The following is a 1,023-nucleotide window of genomic DNA, read 5'->3' on the forward strand; positions in this document are numbered from 1 at the left end:
CATCGCAAAAACCGTCAATCAAATCGCCAAAACCCAGAAATTACCGGCCAAGCACATCAATCAAGGGTTCTTCGATCCCTCCACCTTATTTTAACGAAAGCGATTGTTTGAGTATTTGCTTGTCATGCATTGTAAGCCAAAAACTTAAGCCTGCTCATGTAATTTTAGTAAATAATGGATCTTTTGATGATTCTATAAATATTGCAAAAAATTTTAAAAAGAAATACTCTCATATTTTCAATGTTGTATTGATTGACGAATTAGAGCCCGGAAAGATAAATGCTTTACGCGCAGGCTCGGCTTTCGTGAAAACAAAATATTTTGCGACATGGGATGCAGATACTTTTTACTCTCCATTTTATCTTGCCGTAGCCCATCGAGTATATGAACAAGTTGGACTATCTGTGGTTGCGGTTATGGCCACAAATGTCAAAGGACCACTTCTTTCACTTAAAAGTCTTTTCCGTATAGGCAAAATTCAAATTTTATCGCGTATTTTTAAATCAGAATGTCATGCAGGCGGATATGCAGAAACATTTCGTACGGATGCTTACAGAGCGATTGGTGGGTTTGATCCAAATATATGGCCTTATGTATTGGAAGACCACGAAATCGTACAAAGACTTCTTAAGGTTGGCGAGGTGCGTTATCCAGTAGGTATGTGGTGCGTGACTGCCAATCGTCGGGTTAACCGTGATCGTGTGACTTGGAGTGGAAAAGAGAAATTCATTTATCGATTTACGCCATATGCTTTAAAGGATTGGTTCTTTTATAAATTTTTAGCATCGCAGTTTAGTATGCGTGGTCTAAATGGAATACGGTTGCGTGAACAGACATGGAAAGTAAACTCTCAATCACGAAACGTTAAATGATATTCATTTATTGGTAGAGGATAGTTAAATATTTGATTCAGAAAACAGGAGACAATAAATTGAATGTGGAGGGATCGAAGAACCCTTGATTGATGTGCTTGGCCGGTAATTTCTGGGTTTTGGCGATTTGATTGACGGTTTTTGCGATGGC

The 1,023-nt window shown here is 38.4% G+C and carries 1 protein-coding gene; it reads left to right on the top strand.

What is annotated here, in order from left to right; translation table 11 throughout:
- A partial coding sequence (locus FKW19_RS15175) for a glycosyltransferase family 2 protein (RefSeq protein ID WP_150150628.1) occupies positions 1-872 on the top strand: 872 nt, incomplete at its 5' end.
- Between the last annotated feature and the right edge of the window lie 151 nt (positions 873-1,023).

The organism is Acetobacter sp. DmW_125128, assembly GCF_008704325.1.
In the GTDB taxonomy this organism is placed as follows: domain Bacteria; phylum Pseudomonadota; class Alphaproteobacteria; order Acetobacterales; family Acetobacteraceae; genus Acetobacter; species Acetobacter oryzifermentans.